This window comes from Bacillus cereus group sp. N21 (assembly GCF_016483395.1).
GTDB lineage: Bacteria > Bacillota > Bacilli > Bacillales > Bacillaceae_G > Bacillus_A > Bacillus_A pseudomycoides.
Map to the genome: position 1 here is coordinate 35,945 of NZ_JAEHBX010000023.1, position 24,882 is coordinate 60,826.

The window sequence follows — 24,882 nt, forward strand, 5'->3', positions numbered from 1 at the left end:
GAGGATTGGTGAACAAGTATGTCCTTTATTGATGAAGAGAAATTTCGTATGAAACGAACAGGTAAAAAGAAGCACAAAGGTATCGTTATTTCTAGCATAGCAGGAACAATCGTAGGGGCTTCATTGTTTGCATTTGGAGCTCCTTTATTTTCTCAATCTGAAACTGGCCCCTTGCAGCAAGCTGAGGCAAGTGAAGAGAATATGGTAGTAAAGCAATCACAAACAGCGAATCATTCTGGTTTTGTAGATGCTGTTGATCGTGCATCGGAAGCCGTTGTTGGTGTAATAAACATCCAACGTGATAATTTTTCAGAAGCAGATTCAGAAGCTGGAACAGGATCAGGCGTCATTTATAAGAAAACAAATGGTCATGCTTATATCGTAACAAACCATCATGTTGTTTCAGGAGCGAATCGTATTGAGGTGAGCTTAAGTGATGGAAAAAAGGTTCCTGGTAAAATATTAGGTAGCGATGTAGTTACAGATTTAGCTGTTCTAGAAATAGATGCAAAGCCAGTTAAGAAAGTAATTGAAATTGGTGATTCTAATACAGTGCGTCGAGGTGAAGCGGTCATTGCAATTGGGAACCCACTTGGATTACAATTTTCAGGAACTGTTACACAAGGAATTATTTCTGCAAATGAGAGAATTGTTCCTGTAGACTTAGATCAAGATGGGCATTATGATTGGCAAGTAGAAGTACTGCAAACAGATGCAGCTATTAACCCAGGGAATAGTGGCGGTGCACTTGTAAATGTAGCAGGACAACTTGTTGGAATTAATTCGATGAAAATTGCAGCGAAAGAAGTAGAAGGAATTGGGCTTGCCATCCCTGTTTCGAGAGCAGTTCCTGTTATGAATGAACTTGAAAAGTATGGGAAAGTAAAACGTCCTTATGTTGGAATTGAACTGAGATCTCTAAATGAAATTCCGAATTATTACTGGTCTAAAACGCTGCATTTGCCAGGAAATATAACAGATGGTGTCTGCGTTTTAGATGTGAAAAGCCCATCGCCTGGTGCAGATGCAGGACTTAGGGAACATGATGTAATTATAGCTGTTGATGGAAAATCAATACATGATATTATTGGATTCCGAACGGTATTATATAATAAAAAAATTGACGATAAAATGACTCTGACATTTTATCGTGGTACAAAACGAGCAACAACAACGGTGAAATTAGGCAGTCAAAATTATTAAGAAAACAGGAGGACAGCCCTCCTGTTTTCTATTGTGAAAAAGTGAGGTGAAAGATATGAAGTTACCTTGTTGTTTAGAACATGTAGAATTAGCGTTGGATATCATTGTGGATGAGTGTGAAGTAGCGCCAGTTATCAACAGTGTGGATAACTCAGAAAAAGAACAAAAAACATGTGAATTTTGTCAAAACAAGGCGACATATGTTGTATCGAACACAGATTCTCACACAATATGTGGATGATGATTGTGGATATGTGGATAAGTTTTGTGGATAACGTGTTTGTAAGGTGGGGAATAGGTGTGAATATCTCGATTATTTCAATCGGAAAATTAAAAGAAAAATATTTAAAACAAGGTATTGCAGAATACTTAAAACGATTATCTGCGTATGCAAAAGTAGAAGTTATTGAATTGCCGGATGAAAAAGCACCGGAAAATTTAAGTGAGGCAGAAATGCTAATTGTAAAAGAAAAAGAAGGAATACGAATACTAGATAAAATTTCAGATGATACACATGTTATTGCATTAGCAATCGAAGGAAAACAAAAGTCATCAGAAGAATTTGCAGCGAATCTTGATCGTCTTGCTACATACGGAAAAAGTAAAGTGGCATTTATCATTGGGGGATCACTCGGGCTTAGCTCGGAAGTGATGAAGCGCTCTAACGAATCACTTTCATTCTCGAAAATGACATTGCCGCATCAGCTGATGAGATTGGTACTTTTAGAACAAGTGTATCGGGCTTTTCGGATTAATCGTGGTGAACCGTATCACAAGTAAAAAGGAGCCAGCTGTAGATGTGGTGTAATGATTAGGATAATTCGATATATGGCAGAATACTTTTTATTAAAATTTCTACAATATGATAGTTATCCATTAGATCATTACTATTAAGAAGACCATCGGAGAAAAATCCCCTGATGGTCTTTTTAACGCTTCATAATAATTGGACGAATTACGGTTTAGATTGTAGTGAGATAAGTAAAATACAATCATATGCTTCCAAACAGAGAAAATGGTAAAATTAGTTTCCTTGAATAAGTATGTTTCTATTTATAAAAAATTATGCTGTAATATTGATAGAACAATATTTCATTTTGTTCTAAGTAGTTAAAGAAGTGGGGAATTGAGGTTGAAAAAGTTTAAGAAGTTTTATTTAGAGATTACTAGTGTATGTAATCTTGCATGTAGCTTTTGTCCGCCAACAGAACGACAGAAGCAATTTCTTTCTGTGGAGGATTTTTCTAAGAGATTAGACCAAATTAAACCTCACACGGACTACATTTATTTACATGTAAAAGGTGAGCCGTTGCTCCATCCTAAAATAGATCAATTGTTAGACTTAAGTCATGAAAAAGGGTTTAAGGTTAATATTACAACCAACGGAACGTTAATTAATAAAAAGAGGCATAAATTATTAAATAAACCTGCACTAAGACAGATGAATTTTTCACTTCATAGTTTTGATGGTCATCCAGGATCTGAAGATAAAGAAGGGTATGTAAGAAGCATACTTTCCTTTATTAAAGAAGCAACGAGTCAATCGGAATTAATTGTTTCGCTGAGGCTATGGAATCTTACGCAAGACAATAAGACAAATCTTGAAATACAGCGAAACAGAAATTTATTAGAAATTATTGAGAAAGAATTTGATTTACCATATAAAATTGAAGAGAAGATTACACCAGGAAGTGGCGTGAAGATTGCGGATCGTATCTTCATTAACCAAGATTACGAATTTCAGTGGCCGGCATTGCATGAAGAAGAGGACGATGGGAAAGGCTTCTGTCATGGTCTTCGAAATCAAGCAGGTATTTTAGCAAACGGGACTGTTATCCCTTGTTGTTTAGATGGTGAGGGAATTATCAACCTTGGAAATATTAATGATGCTTCATTTTCTGATATTATCGAAAGGGATAGAGCCGAAAATCTTGTAGATGGATTTTCACGAAGAGTGGCAGTAGAGGAACTATGTAGAAAATGTGGATATCGTAAGAGGTTTGGAAAATAGAGAGATAATATAAAAATGAGCAAGTACGAAATAAAGTACCTTGCTCATTTTTTATATAATAATCAATACTTATTGTATTTAAAGGGTAAATAAAGCTTAATATACTTTATCACCATTAAAGATTGAGTTTTTCACGACAACATAATCTACAGTACGAATTGCATCTAATTTCGTTCCACCAGCATAAGAAATAGAGGACTGAAGATCTTGTTCCATTTCGATCAATGTATCTTCTAAAGATCCTTTGTGCTCGACAAACATCTTTTTGCCTTCTACGTTTTTCTTTTCACCTTTTTGGAATTCTGAAGCTGAACCAAAGTATTCTTTGTAGAGTTTCCCATCTTTTTCAATTGTTTCCCCTGGAGATTCTTCATGTCCGGCAAACAATGAACCAATCATAACCATAGTTGCGCCAAATTTAATGGATTTAGCTACATCACCGTGAGTACGAATACCGCCGTCAGCAATAATTGGTTTACTTGCAGCTTTTGCACACCAACGAAGTGCAGCTAATTGCCAGCCGCCAGTTCCAAAACCTGTTTTAATTTTTGTGATACATACTTTACCAGGTCCGATACCTACTTTTGTTGCATCAGCACCAGCATTTTCTAACTCTCTTACTGCTTCTGGAGTTCCTACATTTCCTGCGATAACAAAGCTCTCAGGTAAATGTGTTTTAATGTGTTGAATCATTTTTATCACCGCATTGGAATGCCCATGTGCGATATCTATCGTAATATATTCAGGAGAAAGCTGTTCAGCAGCTAATTGTTGTACAAATTCATATTCTTCTTCTTTCACACCAACACTAATAGATGCGATTAAGCCACGAGAGTGCATATCTTTAATGAAAGAGATACGCTTTTCTGGCTCAAAACGATGCATTATATAGAAATATTTATTTTCCGCTAAATATACAGCAATTTTTTCATCTATAATTGTTTGCATATTTGCAGGTACGACAGGTAATTTAAATGTATGTTTTCCTAAAGTTACACTTGTATCACATTCAGAACGGCTATTTACTATACATTTTGCCGGAATTAATTGAATATCTTCATAGTCAAATACTTTTTCCATGAATTACACCCCTAAATACGAATATTTTATTTTCAATTTAAAAAAATGTTCGTCCAAAAGATAATGTACATCATTTTTTTCGTTAAGTCAAAGCTTTTAGTTGATATTTAGAAAATATAGGGACGGAATTCAAAGGAATAATGAGTAATACCGAATTAAATAGTTTGTATATATCTATATTGTTCGGTTTTTTGGAAAAGTATATTGTAAAAATTTAATCGATAATAGTGAAATAATATTTCGGAATATCATAGTAAAATAACAAAGAAGCAGGGTGCTAAAATACCCTGCTTCTTTGTTATTTATTGTCTTCAAGAAATTGATACTTCTTTTTCAATTCTTTTAAATCATTTACCAATTGCTCTCCAATTGTAGGAGCAAGATCTTCGTATATAGGAGATAATGCTTTCTCCCACTCTTTTTTTTGTGAAGCGGTCAATTCGTGAATTTGAATCGGTGAACTTTGTTTAATAAGCTCAAGTTGTTCTTCATTCATTCGGATGGACTGACGATTGTTCCATTCAGTCGTTTCTTTCATTGCTTCAAGTAATATTTGCTTCGTTTTTTCCGTTTGTTGATTCCATGTTTTTTGATCCATCATTACAGCATAGCCTAAATACCCATGATTACTAATTGTCAAATAGTTTTGAACGTTATAAAATTTTTTAGAGTATATATTTGAAATAGTATTTTCTTCACCATCAACTTTCCCTGTTTCAATTAATTTATATGTGGAATTAAATGAATCTTGATGTGCATGAACTTTTAATAAATCAAATTGAGATTGAATAACATCACTTTGCATAATGCGAAAGGATTGTCCTTTTATATCTGCAGGTGTATAAATAGGCCCCTTATTTGAAGTGATTTGCTTAAAGCCATTTGACCAATGGGCAAGCCCTTTAATGTTGTCTTTTTGTAAGGACTGAAGTAATTGTTCTCCAATTTTTCCGTTCAAGCCTTCTTGAATAGCTTCATAATTTGGAAAAGCAAATGGAAGGTCTAATACACCCCATTCGTGAGATAGCATTCCGAGCTTTGAGGTAGAGGGAGCAATAAAATGAACTTGCCCAGCTTTTAAAGCACGGATTTCTTCTATATCAGAATAGAGGCTCCCGTTTGGAAAAATTTCTATTTTTATAGTTCCGTTTGATTTCTCATTAACAAGCTCAGCAAATTTACTAGCAGCAAGCCCTTTAGGTGTATTTTCTGCTACAACATGACTAAATTTGAAAACAATTTGTTTTTTCAAGCCTGCTTGGTCATCGTCATAAGCAAGCTCACCTTGAGAAAAAAGACTTTGAAAACCTATAAATAAAGCACTAGTAATTAAAACAATAAAAAGGAGTATAAAAGCAACTATTTTTTTCATTTTAAACCTCCTCTTGGGTTGTTAATGTAAGCATACCGAGAAGATTTTTATTCGTAAAGATGCTTTTAGGGGAAAGGGGAGCAAACAGTGAAACAATTGCCCATCCGCTGGAAAATTACGATTTTATCCTATGCGGTAGTTATTTTTTCATTACTGATAGGTGGAATTGTTATCATTGCAAATATTCAACAAAAAGAAGAAAAAGAAGTAAGAATTAGATCTATGAATACAGCTCGGACGGTAGCAGAACTGTCAGATGTAAAGAAATCACTTCAAGAAAAAACGGGATGGTTTACATTGAATCCTGTTATTGAAAATATTCGGGTGATTAATGAAACAGACTATATTGTAGTAATGAATATGGAGCGAATTCGATATTCTCACCCTGTGAAAGAAATGATTGGAAGGCCGTCAAAAGGGACGGATGAAGAACCGGCATTTGCGGAACATATTTACTTTTCAAAAGCAAAAGGAGAGATAGGTACTGTAATTCGTGCCTTTATGCCTATTAAAGATCAAAACTTAAATCAAATTGGTGTTGTTGTTGTTGGAAATAAAGTCCCGAATTTTTGGGAGATTATGCTGGGGCTAGCAGAAGAGATTTCTTTTATTGTTATATTAACTTTAATATTCGGATTAATAGGCTCATTAATGCTTGCCAACCATATTAAAAAACAGATGTTTCAGTTAGAGCCATATGAAATTAAAAGGATGTTAGAAGAAAGGACAGCAACCTTTCATTCGATTAACGAGGGTGTGATTGCAATTGATAACCAAGAAGTTATTACAATTTTTAATGAGAAAGCAAAGCAGGTTTTTCATGTAGATAGAAATGTTGTAGGAAAGCCTATTCGTACAGTATTAAAGGATACAAGACTTCCAGAAATCGTGGAGAGGAATCAGCCAGTATACAATGAAGAGATAAAAGTAAGTGGAAAGGTAATTTTAAGTAATCGTATACCAATCAAGAAAGATAATGAATTAATTGGAGCTGTGGCAATCTTTCAAGATCGTACAGAGGTTACAAAGCTCGCAGAGGAATTAACAGGAGTGAAAACATTTGTAGAGGCACTTCGAGTACAAAGCCACGAGCATATGAACAAACTTCATACAATAGCAGGTTTAATTCAACTAGGTAAAGCTGATAAAGCATTACAACTTGCTTTTCATACTTCAGAAGAGCAGGGGAGTGTAACAAACTTTTTAAATGAGACGATTAAAAATGATGCTATTGCAGGTCTCCTCTTGAGCAAAGTAAGCCGGGGCAAGGAATTAGGGATACAAGTTATAATTGACCAAAATAGTTATTTAGAAGCGTTTCCTTATCAACTGGATCAACATGATTTCGTTGTATTACTAGGTAACCTAATCGAAAATGCGTTTGGATCATTTGAGCAAACTGAGGTAGAGAATAAAAGAATTGATATTAGTATTGAGCAGTCAGAAGATGTATGTGCAATATTGATTGAGGATAATGGATGCGGCATAAAGGAGGAGCATTTACCAAGAGTGTATGAGAAAGGATTTACTGTGAATAAAATGAGTGGGACAGGTTATGGACTTTTTCTAGTAAAGCAAATTGTTGAAAAGGGGAGAGGGGAAATTAGTGTTTCATCTTTTCAAGGTGAAGGAACTTCTTTTATCATTACTTTTCCAATGGAGATGGAGGCGGAATTGTATGAAATATAAAGAGGAAATCAAAGTACTATTGGTTGAGGACGATCCGATGGTTCAAGAAGTAAATAAAGAGTTCATTAGAAGTGTAAAGGGATTTCAAGTAGTAGCCGTCGCTAACAATGGCGAGGAGGGGATTAACCTTGTCCAAAAAATGAATCCAGATCTCGTTATTTTAGATATTTTTATGCCGAAAAAGGACGGTATTAAGGTATTACAGGAATTTAGAAAACAAGAGTTAGAAGCAGATGTAATCGTTGTTTCTGCTGCAAAAGATAGGGAAACAATTAAACTCATGCTTCAAAACGGAGCGATGGATTATATTATTAAGCCATTTAAGTTATACCGAATTCAGCAAGCTTTAGAAAAATATCGACAATATAGAATGAGTCTGAAGGAATCCGGAGCGATTTCACAGGAACAGCTTGATTTATTATTATATTCTGGGCATTCTAAAAAAACAGCAAACAATTTGCCAAAGGGATTAAATGAATTTACATTGAATGAAATTGAAGAGTATGTAAAAAAACAAGATGAACCTCGTTCTGCAGAAGAGGTAGCCAGTGCAATTGGGATAGCCAGAGTTACCGCGCGGCGATACTTAGATTATTTAGAAAAAAGGGGGTTGATTCATTTAGCAGTTCAATATGGAGGGGTTGGAAGACCAATTAATCGCTATGTGTATCGTGAAGTAAAAAAGTAAGACCAAAATGACCAAAATATTCGTTATGACCATAAACTTCTCACTTTTAATTGAAAACGCTATCATTATGTAAAATATAGGGGTAGTAAAGTTTTCAAAGATGAAACAGTGGGAGGAGAAGTGAAGGTGAAACGACTGTTCAAAAATTTAACTTTTCAAGTATTAACGGCTATTGCACTCGGTGTATTAGTTGGGCTTATGTGGCCAAATGTTGGGAAGGAAATGAAGCCGATAGGCGATACGTTTATTAATGCTGTAAAAATGGTAATTGCACCAATTATTTTCTTAACAATTGTACTTGGTATTGCCAAAATGGGAGATATGAAGAAGGTTGGTAAGGTCGGCGGAAAGGCTTTTATTTATTTTGAGGTTGTGACAACATTTGCGCTTATTGTTGGATTGATCGTTGTAAATGCTATGAAGCCGGGTTCAGGTCTTAACTTTAATGAACTTGCAAAAGGAGACGTATCTAAATATACACAAGGCGGAGGACAGGGTATTAATTGGATTGATTTTGTTACTCATATTGTTCCTTCTAATATGGTTGATGCGTTTGCAAAGGGTGATATTTTACAAGTATTATTCTTTTCTATTTTATTTGGGGTTGGGCTAGCTGCTCTTGGAGAAAAAGGAAACTCGGTGATTGATTTCTTAGACAAACTTTCACACGTATTCTTTAAAATTATTGGTTATGTAATGAAGGCAGCGCCGCTTGGGGCATTTGGTGCTATGGCATATACAATCGGTCATTTTGGGCTTGCTTCACTTGTACCACTTGGAAAATTGATGATGTCAGTATATATAACGATGTTCCTATTCGTATTTGTTGTCTTAAATATTATTTGTAAGATATATGGGTTTAGCTTATGGAATTATTTGAAGTTTATTCGAGATGAAATACTAATCGTATTAGGAACAAGTTCTTCGGAATCCGTACTTCCGAGAATGATGAATAAGATGGAGCGATATGGCTGTTCAAAATCTGTTGTTGGCCTTGTTATTCCGACGGGCTATTCTTTTAACCTTGATGGTACATCCATTTATTTATCCATGGCAGTTGTCTTTTTAGCACAAGTATTTGGTGTCGATTTAACAATCGGACAGCAAATTACTATTATTTTAGTACTTATGTTAACGTCTAAAGGAGCTGCTGGTGTAACAGGAAGCGGATTTATCGTGTTAGCTTCTACATTAGCGGCACTAAAGGTTATTCCTTTAGAAGGATTAGCATTACTTCTTGGTGTCGATCGTTTTATGAGTGAGGGAAGAGCAATTGTAAACTTAATTGGAAATGGAATTGCTACAATCGTTGTTGCAAAGAGTGAAAATGAATTTGATGAAATGAGGCATGCAGAGGCAATCGCTAATATGAAAGTATTAAATGAGAGAACAGAAGCCGTATAAAGTGAAATTTTAATCAGTGGGGGTTTCTTCATCCCCCACTGATTATTAGTTGAACCAATCGGGCTTTTTCGGGCAGTAAGAAATAGAAAAGCAGACTTTATCCTAAGTCTGCTTTTTCAATTTGTGGGAACCCCTTTTTCACAGGTTATTTTTACTAGGAAATAATAGAATATGTTATAATTTAGTAGGATTTTTTAGAATTACAAGAAGATTAGTGTTTATTTTATTAAGTGAATAATGTTAGAGTTGAACAGATTAGGGAGAAGGTTGTGACTTTTCGGGATAACCTTCATTTTTGGTTTGAATCATTATAAGGTAATGGAGGTTATAAATGTGAATCGTTTGGTTTATATGGATTGGTTACGAGTATTAGCAACAATTGCAGTTGTTACAATTCACGTTGCTGCTGGTTCCGTATCCACTTTGGATCCAAATATGCTTTCCAATTGGATGGCTGGTAACTTTTACGAATCGTTATCACGTGCTAGCGTTCCTATTTTCGTTATGATTAGCGGTGCTTTATTATTACGAGGGAACAAGGAAAGTTCAATTTTCGAATTCTTACAGAAACGAGCAAGTAAGGTAATTATTCCATTTGTAGGTTGGAGTGCCTTATTTTATCTGTATGGTGCTTATATGGGGTATTTCCCTGCTTCTTTAAAACAAGGGATAAAGTACTTCTTAACAAATCAAATTGGTGGTCACTTATGGTTCCTATATATGATTGTGGGAATTTATTTAATCGCACCGTTATTAAAGGTATTTGTTAAAAACGCTAAAAAAAGTTATATACAATATTTTTTAATTTTATGGTTGTATGCGTCAGTTATTTTAAATTTGATGCAGTACTATTACCCTATTAATTTCAATATAGAGCTATATTTTGTCACAAATTATGTGGGTTATTTTCTACTTGGTTATTATTTATCTCATTACGAAATTACGAAGAAATGGAGAAATATCTCTTATATTGGAGGCTGTTTAGGGTTTATTGGTACATTCTTCATTACTTATTACTATACAGTACAAGCAAATGGACAGTTGGACCAGTTTTGGTATGGATATTTTGCGCCAAATGTTTTACTTATGGCAATTGGATTATTTGTATTCTTCCGATATGCTTTTCAAAATTCAGAAGGAAAGCTGCCATTTCTGTTACGTGGTATAAATCAAGCAAGTCTTGGGATTTATATTCTTCACTTTTTCCTATTAAATAATTTTTTATATAAAGTTTTCCCTAAAGTAAATGAACATGCACATGCAATATTAGCAATACCTATTAATGTAATGATTACGATTGGTCTTAGTATGTTAATAACGTTAGTACTACAACGAATTCCAGTGGTGAAAAAACTAGTTCCGTAATGATATCTCCTTTGCAAGCTTTATATGAGTATCGTTGCTAAATTAGCAGGCTTAATAGTAAGTCTGCTTTTTGTTTTTTTATCAAATGATGAACATAGACTTCGATTCGGGCAATGATTTCAATATAATGAAATGTAGGCAATGGCGCATAGGATTTATATTATGGATAAATATATAAATAAATTAAAATACATAACAAAATGAGGTTAGTATATGAGCGAAAAAAGTTTTAAAGAGTATGCATTGAGTAAGGAAATTGTAAGGGCACTTACTAGTTTAAAATATGAACAGCCAACAGAAGTACAAGGAAAAGTAATTCCAGTTGCACTAGAAAAGAAAGATCTTGTCGTGAAATCACAAACCGGAAGCGGGAAGACAGCTTCTTTTGGTATCCCGCTTTGCGAAATGATCGATTGGGAAGAAAATAAGCCCCAAGCCTTAATTCTTACGCCAACGAGGGAACTTGCTGTGCAGGTAAAAGAAGATATTACGAATATAGGAAGATTTAAACGGATTAAAGCGACTGCCGTTTATGGAAAATCACCATTTGCACGACAAAAATTAGAATTAAAGCAAAAGACACATATTGTAGTTGGAACCCCTGGGCGTGTGTTAGATCATATTGAAAAAGGAACTTTTTCTTTAGAGCGTCTGAAATATTTGGTGATTGATGAGGCAGATGAAATGTTAAATATGGGATTCATCGATCAAGTAGAAGCAATTATTGATGAATTACCTACAGATCGAATGACAATGCTATTTTCTGCGACACTACCAGAAGACGTTGAAAATTTATCTCATACATATATGAAATCACCGACCCATATCGAGATTAAAGCTTCTGGGATTACGACAGATAAAATTGAACATATCCTGTTAGAAGTGAGAGAAGAAGAGAAATTTTCACTTCTTCAAGATATAACAACTCTTGAAAATCCAGATAGCTGTATCATCTTCTGTCGCACACAAGAAAATGTAGACCATGTGTTCAGACAGTTAAAACGTTCTGGCTATCCTTGTGATAAAATTCATGGTGGTATGATACAAGAAGATCGTTTTGCAGTAATGAATGACTTTAAAAGAGGAAAATTTCGTTATTTAGTCGCTACAGATGTAGCAGCGCGAGGAATTGATATTGAAAATATTACCCATGTCATTAACTATGACATTCCATTAGAAAAAGAAAGTTATGTACACCGGACAGGAAGAACAGGGCGCGCTGGTAATAGCGGAAAAGCAATTACATTCGTAACGCCGTATGAAGAGAGATTCTTGGTAGAAATTGAAGAGTATATCGGTTTTGAAATTCAAAAAATAGAAGCTCCGTCAAAAGAGGAGCTCGCAAAGGGAAAGGCAGCCTTTGAAGATAAAATAAATGCGAAACCAATTATGAAAAAAGAGAAAAGTGCAGGGTTAAATAAAGATATTATGAAGCTGTACTTTAACGGTGGGAAGAAAAAGAAGATTCGAGCGGTAGATTTCGTTGGTACAATTGCTAAAATCCCAGGTGTCACAGCGGATGATATAGGAATTATTACGATACAAGATAATGTTTCTTATGTTGATATATTAAATGGAAAAGGCCCGCTTGTTTTAAAAGTAATGAAAAACACAACAATAAAAGGTAAGCGGTTAAAGGTTCATGAGGCCATTAAGTAAAAGGAACTACCCACTCTAACAAGTGGGTAGTTTTTTTATGAAAAATAAGGAAATTATGTAAGAATAAACTTGTTGTATTCGTATATATAAGTGAAGGGGGAGAAGATATGAATGATAGGGAATTAGTAGATGAAATAAAAAAACAAAATACGGAAGCATTGGATCAATTGATTCTTCAATATAGTAACTTGATTTATGGAGTAATCGGAAGTGTACTTGGAGAGAACCATGAAAGAGCAGAAATTGAAGAGTGCTATAACGATGTTCTTCTCATACTTTGGTATAAAATAGACAGTTTTCAAATAGAAAAAGGACAACTTAAAAACTGGATTATTTCTATTGCGAAGTTTAAGGCACTAGATTATAAAAGAAGGCTGAAGAGAAAAAGAATTGAACAAACAATAGAACAACTTATTTTACAAGATGATGAAGATGTAGAAAAAGGATTGCTCAAAGAAGAGGAAAAAGAGTTCGTTTTGAAAGCAATTCATCAGTTAGATGGTGTAGATCATAGTATCTTTTATCGAAGGTATATTGTGGATGAAAGCATAGAGGATATTTCAAGGAGACTACATATGAGTACAGGTTCAGTTTATACCAGATTATCAAGGGGAAAGGAGAAATTAAAAAGGATAATGGAGGGATATTATGAATTGTGAAAGCTATAATATAGATCAAATTGTTTTCGAGCAGTGGGATGAACAAGAAATATCCCGATTTGAAGCAATAGGGGAGCGCCTTGTTGGGAGCTTGGAGAAGAAGAAAAAAGATATCAGAAAACGAATTGCTAGAGAAAATTTTCAAGAGATAGAAGTAAAGGCAAATAATGAGTTAAAAGAAAATGAATTTATTGAATTACAATTTCAGGCAAGAGCTACAGGTGGCTACTATTTGGGTGCAATTATGTGTTCAGCAGACTATGCCGTAATGCCATTAGCGCTTATGGATGTAGGAAATCGATTTGTTGTTTTTGGAACAAGACATAAAGTTATGATTTATGAAGTAAAGGAACTTTATCAAATTCAAAGAGCATACATTATAGATTATGATGATATTTTTAAATATTATTACAAAATAAAAAAGAACGATACGATATTATGTTTTAAAGCCAAGAAAGATAAGTATGGGCAGCTAAGAGAATGCTCAAACTGGATGTTATATGGGTATTTGCAAGGAAGAATTAACATGATTATTAATAGTTCAGATAGAGATATCATAGCTAAGTACCTTGATAGAGAGATTAATTCGAAAAGAGGTCATTAAAAAGGAAAAAGTACATTCTTTTGGTGTAAGATGTACTTTTTTGATCAATAGGGATATGAAAAAGTTATTTGGTATTTATTTTTGAATTTTCCATTCGCATATCATATGAAGCTGCCCATTTTTTAATTTTGCTTGAAGTGAACCATCCATTTTCAGCATAAGTGTTTTTGCAATAGCTAATCCAAGCCCTGTTCCTTTACCGGATCGATGATGATTAGTTGTATAAAAGCGGTCAAACAGGAAAGGAATGTCCTTTTCACTTACATTTTTAGCATCGTTACTAATGATAAATAGTAACGATGCTTTTTGCTTTTGTAGAGTAATGGATATATTACCACTTGCATGATTAAGGGTGTTATAGATTAGATTTTCCATGACACGCTTAACGGCAGATTCATCAGCAATGATTTGAATATCTTCGTTTTGTATATGAATACTTGGTTCCATTTTCTTTTCACTAAATTGATCATAAAAAACGACTAAGGTTTCCCATGCTAAGTGATTTATTTTTACCATATGAAGGTTTAATTGATAATCAACAGAATCGATAACGGACAGTTCAAAGAAGTCATTTACTAAGGCCTGTAAACGTGTTGATTTATTTTTAATAATCTTCAAATAGTGTTCTTTTTTATATGTTGTTAGTTCACTTGAATCTAATAACTGAATATATCCTATGATAGAGCATACTGGAGTGAACACCGATAGATTTAGCAATTGTTTTTCCACCTTCAGTCCCCTCTAAATATCGTCTCACCGCTCGTATTTTTTCTTTCGAAGAAAATTTAGCCATAAAAAGTGCACCTCCAATTGTTAGACTGTGTCTAACAATTGGGGTGCACTTCAGAAGTAGGTGGCTTTATTCATGGTTAAGATTCTTTCAAATCGTCAACTAATTTTTCTGCTAAACGTCTATACATATTGCTCATTGTTACAAATGAAGTTAGCAATAAGAGTTTTTCTAATTCTTTATCCTCAAATGAAGCAGCAGCTTTTACCTCAGCCACCCGATTATCTACATCCCTTTTAAAGTTCTCAACATTTGTTTCTGTAAGTTCAAGATAATCTTTGTAGAGGGTGTCCAGTTCGAAAGTATCCTCGTTTATGAGTCTTTCGTTGAGAGTCACTAAAGAACTTTTAATATCATTAATCGAGAGGGCACCCTTTAATTGATAAATTAGACTAATTAAAATCATATGCTCTTTTGAGTATTTTTTATTTTTTATGGGGATGAATAATTTTCCCTTTGCATAGTTATTAATCATCGTTTTTGTAAGTACTTTTTCATCTTCTGTTCTTGTTGTATCACCGTAGTTATTTTCAAATAGTTGAACAACTTGATCTACATATAAATCCACATTAGGGATATCTTCAAGCGTAATGTTTTTTTCTAAATGTAATGTTTCGAGTAAGTTCTTTATGTTTTCCATATAAACCCTCACCTTTGTAGGAATAATGTACACTTTATCTTTAAATATGGTATTACGAAACAAATGAATTGTAAATGTTGACCTCTATAGGAATTGTGTATATAATTACATGTAGTTATAAAAACTACATGTAATTATATAAGGGGTTGTTAATGTGAATACTTATGTGAGAGAACCAGTTAATGCGTTTACCCATCTAGGAGGCGCCATTTTATCATTTATTGCTTTGCTAGCTATGCTTGTGAAAGTTTCTGTGAAAATGCCATCTATTTCTACAATTTCAGCGGTTATTCTATTTGGAGTAGGGATGATGATTCTTTATGCAGCTTCGGCTGTGTATCACAGTGTTGTAGCAAGCGAACGTGTTATTTATTTCTTTAGAAAACTGGATCATTCTATGATTTTCATTTTAATTGCAGGTACATATGCACCTTTTTGCTTAATTACATTACAGGCTGCAAATGGTTTACTATTATTTGTGCTAGTTTATGCTACAGCTATATGTGGTATTGTTTTTAAAATGTTTTGGTTTAACTGTCCGAGATGGTTATCAACAGCAATCTACCTTATAATGGGATGGTTAATTGTTTTATTCTTTGCACCGCTATCAGAAAATCTAAGCATAGAGGGTATTTTGTTTTTAGTACTTGGTGGTGCTTTTTATACGATTGGTGGATTTATTTACGGAGCAAAACCAAAATGGCTAGAATTTAAATATATGGGGCATCATGAAGTTTTCCATATTTTTGTGTTGTTAGGTAGTCTGGCCCACTTTGTATGTGTATATTGTTATGTGATTTAATAAGTTCTATGTAAGGGTTACATATCACGAGGTATGTGGCCTTTTTAATGGGAATAATTTAAAGTGAAAATTTAATCTCACTATATTATAGATAGGAAGAGTGAGGGGGACGGCAAAATTAGAATCAACCTAAGATAGGGCGATTCTAATTTTGCTCAATTATGTGTATGTTCATTAAAGGATTTGATTAGGAATATATCCTTGATGAACTCGAACAAGTTGTTTATGATATACTTTATCACCTTCTTGTCCCGTAGATGAAGATGAGCTACGACAGAAGCTGTTTGTGGTTCACGTGTTAATACACCTGTTGAGTGAACGACTTGTTTAGGCATATAATCTCACCTTTCATAAAACATAAATTTTAATTTACGATATTTTATGATAGAAGTGCTAGTTTGGTATATGGCAAATGCTTGCTTCTACTTGTTTCTAAAAGAAATGGGCAGGGAACAATATAGATTTTAAATTTTATTCCAGAATTTTCGGCGTTTATTTTTAGATATAATGCTGTTATGATGATGTTATCGTTTTCAGATTGTGTTATATGAGATTGACTTTATCTACTGTTGGAAAGAAATATACTGTTTTGGAAACGCTTTAACGATATGGTACAGTGATTGCATTCTTTGGATTTCTTTTTTTTTTGAGGTAGGAAGTCTGACTTGTTTTGAATGAAAAGTGCTAGTACGCATGAAATAATAGTTGTTTCTTGTGTATGCAATTTGAAATGGGTAGGACAATATCACTAGTATGATTTTATGTTACGAGGAGGTTAAGGTGTGAAAAAATATGCTTTTCACACGAACATATATGGGTTACGTTGGGTTATTGCTTTCAGGCGCAGCTTTGTTTTTAAATAGTCTTGTCATATTAGGAAAAGCAGAGGAAAAAAGTGCAGGTGTTTTTAATTTATTTGTAGGGGTGCTGCAAATTGTCATTCCGTTTTACCTCATTATGATTTCTGATCAAAGTAATTGGACTGTATATTCATATGCAGCCACTTTTTTATTTGGTTTAACGTATTTGTATGTAGGTATCACCTTTATTACGGGAGTGAGTGGCAATGGGCTAGGATGGTTTTGTCTCTGGGTGGCTCTTGTTGCACTATTTTATATGGTTGTATCATTCGTTCAATTCCAAGATATCGTTAATGCACTGACTTGGTTTATGTGGGCGCTTCTTTGGTATTTATTCTTTGTGTTAAATGTACAAAAAAAGGATATAAACCAATACCTTGGTAGGATCGCGTTTGTACAATCATGGGTAACGCTCACGTTGCCATCGCTTCTTTATTTTATGGGGATATGGGGAACACCAGTAGTTTATCAGGCATGGATTTATGTATCGGTAGTTTCTATTTTATATTTCTGTTATTGCATTTTTAAATATCGAGTACGTTAATAGTAGTAAGATGAGGGAAAGAGAATCTGGCTGGATTCTCTTTTTTATGTGGAAATAAATTCAAGTATAATGAAATTACAAATACTTATTCAGTCACCATAGAACATTAAAATAACTAAGGGAATGATACATATGACGAAAATATTAGTGTTAGGTGGAACAAGATTTTTCGGAAAACGATTAGTTGAAAGCCTCCTGCAAGCTGGGCATGATGTAACAATTGCAACGCGGGGACTTAAGACAGACTCGTTTGGTAGTGCTGTTAAAAGAGTCGTTGTAGATCGAGAAGATGAAGAGATGCTAAAGGAAATGTTAGCGGGTGCAAGTTATGACGTTGTGTATGATAATCTATGCTATAGTCCGAATGCAGCGAAGGTTATATGCAAAGTACTTCATAGTAAGGTGAAGAAATATATTGTTACATCCTCAATGGCTGTATATGAGTCGGCACTATCTTTAAAAGAAGATGATTTCAATCCGTATCAGTATCCGATTGTTTATGGAGATAGGCAAGATTTTTCTTATAGTGAAGGAAAAAGATTAGCAGAGGCCGTTTTGTTTAAACATGCAACATTTCCTGTAATTGCAGTGCGCTTTCCAGTTGTTATTGGTGAAAATGATTATACAGAACGATTGCAGTTTTATGTTGAAAATATCGTGAAGAGAAAGCCTTTTGTAGTAGAAGATATAGAAGGAAAAATGTCTTTTATCCATGAAAAAGAAGCAGGTGGTTTTCTAGCATATCTTAGTACGATGAATATAGATGGTCCAATTAATGCATGTAGTAATGGTGTGATTTCTATGCGAGAAGTTATTCATTTTGTAGAAAAAAATACAGGCATAAAAGCTTGTATTGAAGCAAAAGGTGAGAACGTGGCCCCGTATAATGGGATGGCAAATTGTACGATAAATAATACGAAAGCAAAAGAATTAGGATTTCAGTTTAGAAATTTAGAGACGGATGTGAACAATATATTGAAATACTATATTGAGGTAATGTAATGATTATTCATAAATCCCCCGGTGGCAATCCGGGGGATTTTGGAGGATTTCGACGATACTAGTTTACATTACCAAATTTACCTTATATGCATGATTAATATTCTTGTGATTTAATTGCTTGTAAATATTTTTCATTTACTTGATCCCAGTTAACAGTATGCCACCAATTTGTAATAAATTCTGGACGGCGGTTTTGATACTTCAAATAATAAGCATGTTCCCATACATCAATTACGAGCAATGGGATTTTTCCTTCTTGCAAGGGTGTATCTTGATTTGGTGTACTCATGACAGAGAGTTGCTTTGCATCATCAAGTACAAGCCAGCCATATCCACTTCCGAAACGACTAATTGCCGCTTTGGAAAGCTGGTCTTTTAAGTTGTCAAAGGTATTGAAATAATAATCAATTACTTTTGCAATGTCTCCATTAGGTTCGCCACCACCTTTCGGACTCATCACTTCCCAAAAAAGGCTATGGCAGTAATGTCCACCACCGTTATTTCTTACAGCAGTAACAATGTCTGATGGAAGTGTGTTTAAATTACATAATAATTCTTCTAAAGGTTTATTCTGCAATTCTTTATGATCTTCTAAAGCTGAATTTAAATTCTTTACATATGTCGCATGATGCTGTCCGTGATGAAGTGCCAAAGTATCACCATCAATATATGGTTCTAACTCATCATAGTCATATGAAAGCGCGGGCAAATGAAATAAAGACATATAATTAACCTCCTTTCCTCTTAAAAGTTGCGCTAGGTAAAAAAAATTTACCTAACTCAAAAGTACACCTGTTTTTTTTATAAGTCAACAATAAAAAAAATTCTAGTGATTTTCTGGAAATATAAGTTGTAATGAAGAAGAAAAGGTGACCAGCACTTGTTTTCTCTCTCTGTTTTAACTTGGAATGGGGCAGGAAGGGGATCTGACCGCTTCTATGCATGGCCGGATGCTCTCTTCCACCTAAAAAGAAAGGGTTTATGTTGTTTTTTAAAATTTGGATTTATATATCTTATTTGGTTTGTTACTACACTCCTTTTTGCTTATACTGTAAAGTAATAGTGTCTTGTTGAAATAGAAGGAGATTGTTTATGGATAAAATGAAAGAATTAATAGATGAAGCAAGAAAATTTATTACAATTTGCTATCAAGAACTTGGTAAAGAGCAACAAATAGACGAACGTCTCAATCAAATTTTATCGGAAATTGAAATGACAGGGACATATGAGCACACTTTTGAGGAACTTGTTCATGGTTCACGAATGGCATGGAGAAATAGTAATCGATGTATTGGAAGATTATTTTGGAATAAAATGCATATATTAGATGCTCGTGAAGTGAATGATGAGGAAGGTGTATATCGAGCACTTATTCATCATATTCGATATGCGACGAATAACGGGAAAATTAAACCGACAATTACAATTTTCAAACAGTACAACGGTGAACAAAATAACATTCGGATTTATAACCATCAGTTAATTCGTTATGCGGGATATGAAACAGAAATGGGAGTGATGGGTGATTCTCATTCGATTCCATTTACAGCGTTTTGTCAGAAGCTTGGCTGGAATGGAGAAGGTACGAATTTTGATGTATTACCACTCGTATTTTCTATTGATGGGCGAGAACCTATATATAGGGAAATTCCTAAAGAAGAGGTAAAAGAGGTTGAGATTGAGCACCCAGAATATCCATTTGCATCCTTAGGGGCAAAATGGTATGGAGTACCAATGATTTCAGATATGCGTTTAGAGATTGGTGGCCTCTCTTATACCGCTGCTCCTTTTAATGGTTGGTATATGGGAACAGAAATTGGAGCTCGCAATTTGGCAGATCATGATCGTTATAATTTACTTCCAGCTGTTGCAGAAATAATGAATTTAGATACTTCGAGAAACAGTACATTATGGAAAGATAAGGCGTTAGTTGAATTAAATGTAGCTGTTCTGTATTCTTTCAAAAAGCAAGGAGTAAGCATTGTAGATCATCATACAGCAGCACAGCAATTTGGACAATTTGAAAAGCAAGAGGCGGCTTGTGGCCGTGTCGTGATGGGAAATTGGGTATGGCTCATCCCGCCGTTGTCACCGGCTACTACTCACATTTATCATAAACCTTATCCGAATGATATTCTTACGCCTAATTTCTTTCATAAAGTGAAACTTTAATCAGTAGGGTTTTCTTTATTCCCCTGCATCAACCGGGCTTTTATGAGAAGTTAATTCCCAACTTAACCTCTTTGTTTTTACTGAATTTTGAGCCGGGAGTCTTACTGCTTGTTAATGCGGGATAAATAATAAAAAAGCATTGAAATACGAGATTTCAATGCTTTTTCTTTGCTTAAGCTTAGTCGAGTACTTTTCCTTTTGTTTCTGGGACACACACTAGCATTGTAATAAGTCCAATTGGATAAATGATAAAGATAAGCGATAATGCTCCAAGTAAATTGCCCCCTGTAGCGAGCAATCCAATGATTACTGGCCCAAATCCTGCTAAACCACGTCCTGTGCCAAAAATGAAGTTTTCAGCTGTAGAGCGCGCCTCTGCTGGATAATTTTCTGCTAAGATTGCCCCAAATCCGCCCATCATACCGTTAGCGAAGAAACCGAGTAAGGCACTTCCCCATAATAATAATGTCGGGTCTGTGAATAGGAAGAAATAAATCAGGCAGTATACAGTGCCGCCAATGTAATAGAGTGTAAATGTTTTACGACGACCAATTTTATCAGCTAATATTCCAAATGTTGCAATCCCAATCAACATTCCGATTGTGGAAATAAACATCCAACCGCTCGCTTTAGCCAATGTGTAGTTATATTTATTCGCTAAAATTGTCGGCATCCATGTGAAAATACCATAGTATCCAAAGTTTTGAATGAATGACATAATAATAAGTCCAATTGTTGTTATCGTTACTTTCTTATTTGAAAATAATTTGCGAAGTGGGAATTTTTTCATATGCTTTAGCTGTTCTGCTTCATCAATTGTTAAAGTCCCCTCCGTTTCTTTTTGTAGTAATTTTTTCTTATATTGTTGTTTTTGCTCCCATATTTTTGGTTCACTTAAACTTTTACGAACATAGACCGCTAGTAAGGCTGGAATTAGACCAAATAAGAAAACTGCTCTCCAGCCAAAGTGTGGAACGATAAAGGCCGGGAGTAACGAAGCAACGAGTACTCCAAACTGCCATCCAAGTGCGACAACAGATGTTGCTTTCGCACGCATTTCTTTCGACCATGTTTCTGTTACAATCGCCATTCCAATTCCAAATTCACCACCAACACCCATACCTACTAGAAAGCGTAGAATTAATAATTGCCAATAATCTGTCGCGAAATAAATAAGTGCCGTTGCTAGTGAGAATAATAAAATGGTAAAGGCCATTGTTCGAATGCGGCCAAATAAATCAGCGATAAATCCAAATAAATATGATCCGATTAGCATCCCAATTGTTGTTGCTAATGTAAGGTTCCCGCCTTCAACAGGCGTTAAGTGAAATTCTTTCAAAATATAAACGAGTACGAAAGATAAGAGCAGCATATCTAAACCTTCCGCCGCATAGCCAAGTGCAGAACCAAGCAGTGTTTTATATCGCTTTGCTTTCGGTTCCTCTGTTATTTGGTGTACATCACCTGTTACGTTCATCATTACTCCTCCTCATTTGTTATACAGTCGCTATGGAAGAATAATAAAAGGCCTTCTCACCAAGTATTGTGAGAAGGCCAAAAAGCATACATGTGCCTGTAAAAGGGCATACGTATTTATATTCCGACTTCCTTCTCAACCTCACGGGGCTGTGTTAAAGGACTGTAATTATATTACTTTATTTTTAGCACTCTTCGATTTTATTGTCAAATAAATAATATAGTTATTTTCACTATATTGTAGAATCCTACGAGATACATATCATTCTTCTTGACGATACCTTCACTATTTTCCGATAATAAAACTAACTAAACAAATAAGGGATGAATCACAGATGCTAGATTTAGTGCTTATGATGATTGAACGAGTTGGATTAATTGTTATATTAGGTTTTTTACTTTCGCATATTAAAACATTTAGGCGCCTTCTTCATAAACAAGATGGATATAAAGATAAGCTCATGCTTATTTGTATTTTTTCGTTATTTACAATTATAAGCAATTACACGGGAATTGAAATTGCAGGGAATACCATTATGAATGAAAATTGGCTGCAAGGGGTCTCCTCATCAAGTACGATTGCCAATACACGTATTATGGGAGTTGGAATTAGTGGTTTACTAGGTGGACCGATTGTCGGGATTGGCGTTGGATTTATTGCTGGCATTCATCGTTATATGCTTGGGGGAACGACAGCCCTTAGTTGTGCGATTTCATCTATTTTAGCAGGAATTATTACCGGTTATATTGGCCGTATTTTTCAAAAGCATAACCGTGTGATCACACCTAAGTTTTCTGCTGTTTTAAGTGTTTCTATTGTTTCTTTAGAAATGGTTATGATCTTATTTATTGTTGAAGATGGATTTAACGTTGTAAAAACAATCGCAATACCGATGATTCTTGTGAATAGTTTCGGTAGTTTTATTTTACTGTCTATGGTACAAGCTATTTTACGCCAAGAAGAAAATGCCAAGGCTTTACAAACTCATAAAGTACTTCGGATTGCTGATAAGACATTACCTTATTTTCGCCAAGGCTTAACGGAGGAATCTTGTAAGCATGTGGCACAAATTATCTATCGTTTTACAGGGACAGATGCGGTATCTTTAACAGATACAGAAAAAATATTGGCGCACGTTGGATTAGCGTCTGATCACCATATTCCTTCTCATAGTTTAATTACAGGGTTATCAAAAGAAGTATTAAAAACAGGGAAAATAATGAAAGCGAAATCACGAGAGATTATTAATTGTCAACATGAAGAATGTCCTTTGCAGGCAGCAATCGTTATTCCGTTAACTTCGCATGGCAATACAATCGGAACATTAAAGCTTTATTTTAAAAATCCGAACCAATTAAGCCGTGTGGAAGAAGAATTAGCAGAAGGGTTAGCGAAGATTTTCTCAACACAGCTTGAGTTAGGAGAGGCAGAATTACAAAGTAAACTACTTCAAGATGCAGAGATAAAAGCATTACAAGCACAAATTAATCCGCACTTTTTATTCAATGCGATTAATACAGTATCAGCTTTATGCCGTACAGATGTAGAAAAGGCAAGAAAGCTCTTATTGCAACTTAGCGTGTATTTTCGTTGTAATTTACAGGGAGCACGCCAGTTACTTATTCCATTAGAGCAAGAACTGAATCATGTACATGCATATTTATCATTAGAACAAGCAAGGTTCCCAAATAAATATAAGGTGAAAACATATATTGAAGAAGGATTACAGACAATTTTACTCCCACCATTTGTATTGCAATTGTTAGTGGAAAATGCACTTCGTCATGCCTTTCCGAAAAAACAACCAATTTGTCAGGTGGAAATTTATGCACACGCGCAGGGAGATATGGTTCATTTTAAAGTGAAAGATAATGGTCAGGGAATTGAACAAGGGCGCTTAGAGCAATTAGGAAAGGCAGTCGTTCCATCGAAAAAAGGAACAGGAACGGCGCTATATAATATTAATCAACGGTTAATAGGACTGTTTGGGAAAGATACAACACTTCATATCGAGAGTGAATTAGAAAAAGGGACAGAAATTTTATTTACAATTCCGATTCAAAACATAGGGGAGGAAGAAAGCGGTGTTAAAGGTATTAGTAGTTGACGATGAGATGTTAGCACGGGATGAATTGAAATATTTATTGCAGCGTACGAAAGAAGTGAATGTAATTGAAGAAGCTGATTGCGTGGAAGATGCGTTAGAAAAGCTAATGGGGAATAAGCCGGATCTTGTCTTTTTAGATATTCAGCTTTCAGATGATAATGGATTCGAGATTGCGAATATATTAAAGAAAATGAAGAACCCACCATCCATTGTTTTTGCAACAGCTTACGATCAATATGCGCTGCAAGCATTTGAGGTGGATGCATTAGATTATATTTTAAAGCCGTTTGATGAAGAGCGAATTGCACAGACACTGAAAAAATATAAGAAGCGAAAGCAAACTGAAACAGAGAAAAACCAAGATGTAAGAGCTAAAGATGTAGCTGCGGAGATGCATAAGCTTGCATTGCCAATAGAAGAATCCATTGTGCTCGTGAATATTGAAGATATTGTTTATGTGGGACTTGTGGACGGGAAAGTAACTGTAAAGACGATTCGGGAAACATACGTAACCCATGATACGCTTGTTATTTTAGAAAAGAAGCTGCCGCAAACGAGCTTTATGCGCGTTCACCGTAGTTTTCTTGCGAATATCAACCATATTTCGGAAATACAGCCCTGGTTTAACTCTACTTATAATTTAATTATGAAAGAGGGATCTAAGGTACCTGTAAGCCGTACATATGCAAAGGAACTTAAAAAGCTGCTTCGTATTTAAGAAGCAGCTTTTGCATTTCATCCCGTTATTTTTGTA

Annotated in this window: 23 protein-coding genes and 1 pseudogene; 17 read left to right on the forward strand and 7 right to left on the reverse strand. The window is 34.8% G+C overall.

Annotated elements, in window-relative coordinates:
* Nucleotides 1-18: 18 nt before the first annotated feature.
* The 4 genes from JDS96_RS14790 to JDS96_RS14805 all read left to right on the forward strand — a co-directional run bounded on the left by JDS96_RS14790 (nucleotide 19) and on the right by JDS96_RS14805 (nucleotide 3,214).
* The gene (locus tag JDS96_RS14790; RefSeq protein ID WP_003209322.1) at nucleotides 19-1,203 is read left to right on the forward strand and encodes a S1C family serine protease; all 1,185 of its coding nucleotides are present in this window, start codon (nucleotides 19-21) and stop codon (nucleotides 1,201-1,203) included.
* Nucleotides 1,204-1,258: 55 nt separating this feature from the next.
* Nucleotides 1,259-1,444: a CxxH/CxxC protein gene (locus JDS96_RS14795; RefSeq protein ID WP_026008486.1), complete on the forward strand. Its 186-nt coding sequence runs from the start codon at nucleotides 1,259-1,261 to the stop codon at nucleotides 1,442-1,444.
* 59 nt (nucleotides 1,445-1,503) lie between these two features.
* On the forward strand, nucleotides 1,504-1,983 hold the full coding sequence (gene rlmH, locus JDS96_RS14800; protein ID WP_003209320.1) for a 23S rRNA (pseudouridine(1915)-N(3))-methyltransferase RlmH: 480 nt from the start codon (nucleotides 1,504-1,506) through the stop codon (nucleotides 1,981-1,983).
* Nucleotides 1,984-2,335: 352 nt separating this feature from the next.
* Nucleotides 2,336-3,214, forward strand: a complete 879-nt coding sequence (locus JDS96_RS14805) for a radical SAM/SPASM domain-containing protein (protein WP_199667243.1) — start codon at nucleotides 2,336-2,338, stop codon at nucleotides 3,212-3,214.
* A gap of 96 nt (nucleotides 3,215-3,310) precedes the next feature.
* Here the strand turns inward: JDS96_RS14805 and guaC are convergent, their stop codons facing one another.
* Nucleotides 3,311-4,294: a GMP reductase gene (gene guaC / locus JDS96_RS14810; RefSeq protein ID WP_003202530.1), complete on the reverse strand. Its 984-nt coding sequence runs from the start codon at nucleotides 4,292-4,294 to the stop codon at nucleotides 3,311-3,313.
* Nucleotides 4,295-4,592: 298 nt separating this feature from the next.
* Nucleotides 4,593-5,666 (reverse strand): DctP family TRAP transporter solute-binding subunit, encoded by a 1,074-nt coding sequence (locus JDS96_RS14815; RefSeq protein ID WP_003202541.1) that lies wholly within the window; start codon nucleotides 5,664-5,666, stop codon nucleotides 4,593-4,595.
* Nucleotides 5,667-5,753: 87 nt separating this feature from the next.
* Between JDS96_RS14815 and JDS96_RS14820 the strand changes: the two genes are divergently transcribed.
* The 7 genes from JDS96_RS14820 to JDS96_RS14850 all read left to right on the forward strand — a co-directional run bounded on the left by JDS96_RS14820 (nucleotide 5,754) and on the right by JDS96_RS14850 (nucleotide 13,734).
* Nucleotides 5,754-7,355, forward strand: coding sequence for an ATP-binding protein (locus JDS96_RS14820; protein WP_199667244.1), 1,602 nt, complete (start codon nucleotides 5,754-5,756; stop codon nucleotides 7,353-7,355).
* Nucleotides 7,345-8,043, forward strand: coding sequence for a response regulator (locus JDS96_RS14825; protein WP_199667245.1), 699 nt, complete (start codon nucleotides 7,345-7,347; stop codon nucleotides 8,041-8,043). Before JDS96_RS14820 ends, JDS96_RS14825 begins: the two co-directional genes overlap by 11 nt.
* Nucleotides 8,044-8,169: 126 nt before the next feature.
* Nucleotides 8,170-9,447 carry a C4-dicarboxylate transporter DctP gene (dctP, locus tag JDS96_RS14830; protein WP_170957062.1) on the forward strand — a complete coding sequence of 426 codons (1,278 nt, stop codon included), beginning with the start codon at nucleotides 8,170-8,172 and terminating at the stop codon, nucleotides 9,445-9,447.
* A 333-nt stretch (nucleotides 9,448-9,780) separates the two neighbouring features.
* Nucleotides 9,781-10,812, forward strand: a complete 1,032-nt coding sequence (locus tag JDS96_RS14835) for an acyltransferase (protein ID WP_199667246.1) — start codon at nucleotides 9,781-9,783, stop codon at nucleotides 10,810-10,812.
* Between the two features lie 213 nt (nucleotides 10,813-11,025).
* Nucleotides 11,026-12,471 (forward strand): DEAD/DEAH box helicase, encoded by a 1,446-nt coding sequence (locus JDS96_RS14840; protein WP_199667247.1) that lies wholly within the window; start codon nucleotides 11,026-11,028, stop codon nucleotides 12,469-12,471.
* Between the two features lie 107 nt (nucleotides 12,472-12,578).
* Nucleotides 12,579-13,130, forward strand: coding sequence for a sigma-70 family RNA polymerase sigma factor (locus tag JDS96_RS14845; RefSeq protein WP_199667248.1), 552 nt, complete (start codon nucleotides 12,579-12,581; stop codon nucleotides 13,128-13,130).
* Nucleotides 13,120-13,734, forward strand: a complete 615-nt coding sequence (locus JDS96_RS14850; protein WP_018782441.1) for a hypothetical protein — start codon at nucleotides 13,120-13,122, stop codon at nucleotides 13,732-13,734. Before JDS96_RS14845 ends, JDS96_RS14850 begins: the two co-directional genes overlap by 11 nt.
* 75 nt (nucleotides 13,735-13,809) lie before the next feature.
* Here the strand turns inward: JDS96_RS14850 and JDS96_RS14855 are convergent, their stop codons facing one another.
* From JDS96_RS14855 to JDS96_RS14865, 3 genes and pseudogenes are all read right to left on the reverse strand, one after another.
* A complete protein-coding gene (locus tag JDS96_RS14855; protein ID WP_307838188.1) occupies nucleotides 13,810-14,463 on the reverse strand; it encodes a sensor histidine kinase in 654 nt (217 codons plus the stop codon).
* Nucleotides 14,417-14,527, reverse strand: a pseudogene (locus JDS96_RS33465) (transposase); the annotation flags it as partial. The pseudogene JDS96_RS33465 and the gene JDS96_RS14855, both read right to left, overlap by 47 nt.
* Before the next feature lie 76 nt (nucleotides 14,528-14,603).
* Nucleotides 14,604-15,164, reverse strand: a complete 561-nt coding sequence (locus JDS96_RS14865; protein ID WP_199667249.1) for a DUF1836 domain-containing protein — start codon at nucleotides 15,162-15,164, stop codon at nucleotides 14,604-14,606.
* Nucleotides 15,165-15,318: 154 nt separating this feature from the next.
* Between JDS96_RS14865 and trhA the strand changes: the two genes are divergently transcribed.
* From trhA to JDS96_RS14880, 3 genes are all read left to right on the forward strand, one after another.
* The gene (gene trhA / locus JDS96_RS14870; protein ID WP_199667250.1) at nucleotides 15,319-15,966 is read left to right on the forward strand and encodes a PAQR family membrane homeostasis protein TrhA; all 648 of its coding nucleotides are present in this window, start codon (nucleotides 15,319-15,321) and stop codon (nucleotides 15,964-15,966) included.
* An 813-nt stretch (nucleotides 15,967-16,779) separates the two neighbouring features.
* A complete protein-coding gene (locus tag JDS96_RS14875) occupies nucleotides 16,780-17,370 on the forward strand; it encodes an AmiS/UreI family transporter (RefSeq protein ID WP_199667262.1) in 591 nt (196 codons plus the stop codon).
* A gap of 132 nt (nucleotides 17,371-17,502) precedes the next feature.
* The gene (locus JDS96_RS14880; protein ID WP_199667251.1) at nucleotides 17,503-18,372 is read left to right on the forward strand and encodes an NAD-dependent epimerase/dehydratase family protein; all 870 of its coding nucleotides are present in this window, start codon (nucleotides 17,503-17,505) and stop codon (nucleotides 18,370-18,372) included.
* A 94-nt stretch (nucleotides 18,373-18,466) separates the two neighbouring features.
* Here JDS96_RS14880 and sodA read toward each other — a convergent pair whose 3' ends face one another.
* On the reverse strand, nucleotides 18,467-19,096 hold the full coding sequence (gene sodA / locus JDS96_RS14885) for a superoxide dismutase [Mn] (RefSeq protein ID WP_199667252.1): 630 nt from the start codon (nucleotides 19,094-19,096) through the stop codon (nucleotides 18,467-18,469).
* Between the two features lie 368 nt (nucleotides 19,097-19,464).
* On the opposite strand from sodA, the gene JDS96_RS14890 reads away from it, so the two are divergent.
* Nucleotides 19,465-20,544, forward strand: a complete 1,080-nt coding sequence (locus JDS96_RS14890) for a nitric oxide synthase oxygenase (RefSeq protein WP_199667253.1) — start codon at nucleotides 19,465-19,467, stop codon at nucleotides 20,542-20,544.
* 178 nt (nucleotides 20,545-20,722) lie between these two features.
* On the opposite strand, the gene JDS96_RS14895 is transcribed toward JDS96_RS14890, so the two are convergent.
* Nucleotides 20,723-22,021, reverse strand: a complete 1,299-nt coding sequence (locus tag JDS96_RS14895) for an MFS transporter (RefSeq protein WP_141497408.1) — start codon at nucleotides 22,019-22,021, stop codon at nucleotides 20,723-20,725.
* A gap of 334 nt (nucleotides 22,022-22,355) precedes the next feature.
* On the opposite strand from JDS96_RS14895, the gene JDS96_RS14900 reads away from it, so the two are divergent.
* Nucleotides 22,356-24,128, forward strand: coding sequence for a sensor histidine kinase (locus JDS96_RS14900; RefSeq protein ID WP_199667254.1), 1,773 nt, complete (start codon nucleotides 22,356-22,358; stop codon nucleotides 24,126-24,128).
* Complete coding sequence (locus JDS96_RS14905) at nucleotides 24,106-24,846, forward strand: LytR/AlgR family response regulator transcription factor (RefSeq protein WP_199667255.1); 741 nt, start codon at nucleotides 24,106-24,108, stop codon at nucleotides 24,844-24,846. The genes JDS96_RS14900 and JDS96_RS14905 overlap by 23 nt, the downstream gene beginning before the upstream one ends.
* The last annotated feature ends 36 nt before the right edge of the window (nucleotides 24,847-24,882 follow it).